Origin of the sequence: Brevundimonas sp. (assembly GCF_044239655.1) — a bacterium.
Lineage (GTDB): Bacteria > Pseudomonadota > Alphaproteobacteria > Caulobacterales > Caulobacteraceae > Brevundimonas.
The window spans coordinates 1-4,943 of record NZ_JBIIAY010000237.1 but is presented as its reverse complement, the minus strand read 5'-3'; the positions used below and the strand labels follow the sequence as shown (position 1 = coordinate 4,943).

Annotated in this window: 5 protein-coding genes; all 5 read right to left on the bottom strand. The window is 60.3% G+C overall.

The window, feature by feature from the left end; genetic code table 11:
- Positions 1-1,766 (bottom strand): hypothetical protein (locus ACILQR_RS17115; protein WP_395652568.1); only part of this gene is annotated, 1,766 nt, incomplete at its 3' end.
- Between the two features lie 70 nt (positions 1,767-1,836).
- A complete protein-coding gene (locus tag ACILQR_RS17110; RefSeq protein ID WP_395652567.1) occupies positions 1,837-2,613 on the bottom strand; it encodes an ssDNA-binding protein in 777 nt (258 codons plus the stop codon).
- Positions 2,614-2,628: 15 nt separating this feature from the next.
- A complete protein-coding gene (locus tag ACILQR_RS17105; RefSeq protein ID WP_395652566.1) occupies positions 2,629-3,807 on the bottom strand; it encodes a DUF2800 domain-containing protein in 1,179 nt (392 codons plus the stop codon).
- Complete coding sequence (locus ACILQR_RS17100; protein WP_395652565.1) at positions 3,804-4,604, bottom strand: hypothetical protein; 801 nt, start codon at positions 4,602-4,604, stop codon at positions 3,804-3,806. The genes ACILQR_RS17105 and ACILQR_RS17100 overlap by 4 nt, the downstream gene beginning before the upstream one ends.
- A 53-nt stretch (positions 4,605-4,657) precedes the next feature.
- Positions 4,658-4,943 (bottom strand): hypothetical protein (locus tag ACILQR_RS17095; RefSeq protein ID WP_395652564.1); only part of this gene is annotated, 286 nt, incomplete at its 5' end.

Below are 4,943 nucleotides of genomic sequence, written 5' to 3'. Positions count from 1 at the left end.
ATCACGTCCCTAGCAGTGGCTTGACAAACGTTTTCCGTAGCGAGGCCATACCACATCCACTGGCGGCGAACGGCCTTGCCCTGAAACGACAGGTAGGACCATGCCGGGTAGACTTCCTCCGGTGCCCAAGGCTTGCTGCCCTGCTCGCGCCGCGGCTGGTAGTAATACATCTCCCGACCGCTTGGCAGGGTGCAGACGAGATATTCGTCTCGCATCTGGTAGCGGATGCCACGAAACTCGTAGGCGCGCTTTGCGTTGCACCAGACAGCCTCCGCAGATGCCTTCTCCAAGCCATACCACAGCTTCGGAACCAACGGAGCCAGTTCCTTCTTGTAGACGTTTACCGCCCGCTCGCAGAACTCCAGCGTTTCGTTTGGCGCTGCCTTGAGATTGTAGCCCTTCGCGCCAATCCCGAACCCGCAGGACAAGAAAATGGCCTTGCCGCCGTCGCGGTCTTTGCCGACCAGCGCGCCGGCCTTAACGTAGGGGTCGTCCTTGCTATACTTCGGCGCGTCGAACGACTTGGCGACCTCATACTGGCCCGCCAGAGCCAACACGATACGTGCTTCGATCGCATTGAAGTCACCAGTGGCGAAGATACGGCCCGGCGCTGGCTTGAAGCAGCCGCGCATGGTCGAGATGACCGCATTGTAGGCATTGCCATAGCGTTCGTTGATTACGTCCAGATCGCCGGCCCGGATGTCGGCCATGATGTGCTTTTGGGTATACTCGTCTTTTTTGAACAGCGGCTTCGGCATGTTCAACGGCTGCACCAACCTGCCGGCGTTTCTGCCGGTTCGGGCGCCGTGGTATTGCATCGTGCCGCGAATGCGCCCATCGAGGTTGGCCGTCTCGATCATCCGGCCCAGCTTGGCCACCGATGACGACGCCAGGATACGACGAATCTGTAGCGCGCGGAAAACCTCATAAGGAAGGTCATCGACGCTATCCATCTCGTTCTCGGGGTCCAGCATGGCGTCCAACGTGGCTTTACGCATGTCGGACATCTGGACGCCTTGCGCCTGAACCCACTCCAATATCTTGGCGCGCTGGGTCGGTGCCAAGCCGGTCAACTGCCGGAATTGGGCTTCCATCGGGCCTCGGGCCTGTTCAAGCAAAGAGATACACTGGCGAACGTAGGGGACATCAACAAGGATGCCACGTTGGTTTGCCACTTGGTCCTGTATCCAAACTCGTCGCTCGTCAGCACCCAACCCGCCAAGTCGCTTGTGAAGGTGGTATTGGGTGTCAACGTCTCCGATATTGTATTGGATGAGCCGCTGCATTTTGGCGGGGGAGTGGTCAAAGTATCCATCCTTTCCAGGCTTGCACATCTGCATCATCAGGCGGTGGCCCTCGCGGTCCTTCTGGACGTTTAGGTTCAGCACTTCGCCAACCTTCTCCAGACCCATTGGCAGGGTCTTGCGGGCCGCAACCGCCATGGTGTCATGCCAACGCTCCGGAGGCAGCGCAGGCCAGCCGAATTGACCAACCATGACATGATGCCAGATGGCTTGCTCGAAGCCGGCGTTATGCGCGACGAAGATTACGGCGGGGTCGAGGCATAGGTCATGCAGTTCCTTGTGCTTGGCAAGGATTTGCGCCTCGGTGATGACGACCGTGGGTTGAGCCTCGCCATCCCGGACGATCTTGTAGCCAAGGCACAGGACGCCCGTGCTGACATCCTCCGCGTATCTCCAGGCGCCAACCTTGTTCAGGTCGGCGCAACTGTGCGTCTCAAAATCGGCTACGATATAAGTTGCCACTGGCGTCCTCTTGAAAGGCGGGGAGGGCTGCGAAACCCTCCCCGAGTTGGCCCCGGGGAAAGGAACCTCGTTAAAAGGCGTGTTCGTCCACCTTGGCGGCGTCGGACGGGCTGTAATCCGTCACGGCGCCTTGGTAGTGGCCGAACTCGTCCTCGATCGGCTTGGCGCTGCCGGCCAGACGCTCGCCGCCCTCGACAAAAATCTGGTTGCCGAGATAGGCCGAAACGCCGTCCTTGGCTTCCGGGGTCTTGCGGTCCCACGGCGACAGCTTCACCGTGCCGCCATACCATGCGCCGCGGTAGAACTTGTCCTTGTGTTCGATGAACGAAAGCTGCGTGTCCAGCACGATCGGCTTGGGCCGCGACAAAACCGCCAGACGGAAGCCGAACTTGTCGGCGGTCTCGCGCTCCTTCCCGTCCAGGTCCATCATGTAGCGGTCGAGGAAACGGTCATGGAAAGCCGTCCGGCTCGATGCCGTCAGGATACCCGCGAAGCCGCCGACCAGATCGGCACGGGCCTGTGCGCGTTCCTTGATCTTGAAGGCTTCTTCCTCCGACTTGCCGCGAACGGCGAGAGCCGCGTTGGCCAGCGCTTTCTCGGCTGCCTTGGCACCGGACACGACGCAAAGCTGATAGTCGTCGGGCTTGGTGAAGGTGCCGTAGCGTTCCTTGATCGCCAAGGCTTCGAGGGCGAACAACGCCTTGGCGTCCTCCTCGTGCAGACCATACATGATGCTGTATTTGGTCGGGGCGGTCTCGATGGCCTTGGTGGCTTCGGTCAGGTTGACGTAGAGGCCACGCGCCTTCTGGCGCAGCGTGTATTCGTAATATTTGTTCTTGGTCGCCATGGTGTCATACTCCTTTTAGTAATGGGCAAACTGTGTCGCAATGTCGGCAGACGGGTTAGCCGCGGGGGCCGAATCGGATGCCAACGCTAGGTTATACCCGGTTGATTCAGGAAGGAAAGCGTTTTCTGCCACGAAGTCCTTCCACTTCTTCGATAGCTTCTCGATCTGCGGCGGGGACTTAAGGTCTTTGTTATATGCGTCGTCCCCGAGCGCAGCCGCCAGTTCGGCCTCGACCCCGTCCTTCCACGTCCGACCCGCAGCGCGCTTCTTGACCAGCTTGACCTCCTTGAAGGCTACGCCCTCCATCAACCGCGCCTGGATGCGGCCCTCGACGGCGCGCATATACATCTTGACCGTTGCGATCTTGGGGAACATCTCGTCCAGTTCGGCGTCGGTCATCTTGTCAGCATCCCCTTGGGTCATGGCGGCGAAGTCTGCCTTCTGCTTCGGGCAGTCGAGAATAGCCGGGCAGAAGCGACAGTGTTCGCCGGTTTGGTAATCAACCGCATCGGGATAGGCACCCGGAGTTGCGTAGCCCAATTCAGCGAACGCTTCCGCCGCGAGCATCCCCGGAACCATCACGTCCCGGCTCCAGACTCGCAACTCGCCGACCGTTTCGACAAAGGTTTCCGGCCCCCGAAAACCCGAGAACCGTGGCTGCACGATCGTCATCTTGACGATAGCGTCATCTGGCAAATGCTGAGCCAGTTCCTTGAACGCGCCAATGGCGTAGTAGCGCAACTGCGCGTTCTCGAATGGGTCAACCCGCAGACCGGCGCCGTGCTTGTAATCGACAATTTCGATACAATCCTGCCGAACTGACACGAAATCCGCCGTGCCGCCATACAGCGGGTGCGGCTTCCACTTCTGCCCGAGACGGAGTTCGCTGGCGGAAATCTCCGACGCTTCCGCCAACGGCCGCACATAGTCGAGATAGACCTGCACGGCGTCAGGCTCGATCTGCGTCTGCGGGTCGCTACCGACCTCGTAGCCATTGATTGTCTGGCCGATATACTCCCAAGCGTCCTTGCCGCTCTCCAGGCACATATCAGCCAGCTTATGCGCGGCGGTTCCCAACGCAGCATGTTCGCTTTCGGAACCTTCCGCGCCAGTGCGTTGGATAAGACCATAGGACGGCGGGCAAGCCAGCCAGCGGGCGGCGCCGGATGCTCCTAGGGGGCTATGCTCGCTCATCCGTGGTAGCGGAGGCCGGAGGTTTCTTCGGCGTGGCGGATGAACGCCCAACGCTGGCTGTTGTCCTTGATGTTGGTTGGGCGGGCGACAGCGCCCTCCGGCACAAACGCCGCGGACAGGTCAAAGACCTTCTGCGCGCCGCCGAAATGCTGCGCCAACCGCCCGCAAAACCGCTGGAGTTCGGTGTCGGTTACGGGTTCGTCAGACGCGGCGTTCGTAATTGTGGACGACGCTTCCTTTTCGCCCCCAGTATAGGACACCGTGGCGGACAAACTCGTAAGGGGTTCCAAAGGGACCGACCCCGATTCATCCTGGGTAGAAGCATCGGAAAGCGCCCCGGCAGTCTCCGGCTGTTCCGGCGCCGCAGAACCAGCACCGAAAGGGAGGGCAGGCTCGGCCTCGGTCGAGACGGGTTCGGCTTCCTTGGCTGCGTCTGCGGCAGGCGAAGCCTCTTGCTGCAAAGCGGCAAGCATTTCGGCCTTGGTGCGGCGCTTGCGCTTCGTGGGTTCTTCGGCCATCTGAGTGGTGTCGCCAAGCGGTTCGGGGGTTTCTTCCGCTGGCTCCAGCATTTGCTCACCCTCGGGGTAGAAGCGCGCGCCAACCTGCACCGTATTCTCGCCCACGACAGCAGCGACATATTCCGTCGTCCAGGCTTGCGCCTTCGGCGTATGCTCCTCCACGGTATCGCAGGCGGTCACGAACGCCGCCACCAGGCTGCGCAAGGCGGTCATGGGTGCGTTCTCCACGTTCACTCGGATGCGAGTTCCGCGGATATATTCTTCGAGTTTGATATTCATCTTTTCGTCTCCTCTCTGCTGCTGTTAAAAACGGTTTTGGTGATTCGGGCAAGTTAAAATTGTTCGGTGTCGAGATATGCAGCTAGGACTTCCGCCGCGATCGGCGCAACAATTGCGTTGCCGAAACCGCGCCATGCAGCCACTCGACCGGGTAGCCCATCAACCAGCAAGGGAATGCCGGATTTGGCGCGCCGCGCTTTTCCGTCGTGGCAGTTGAGCCATTCGTAGTCGGACCAGAAGCTGCCATTAGGACGTTCAGGGCGAAGCTGTTCCGCTCGAATTGCGAAGGAGCGCCGTTGTTCTTCGAGTCGTTGACCGTCGGCGTCGGGTAGTAGGATG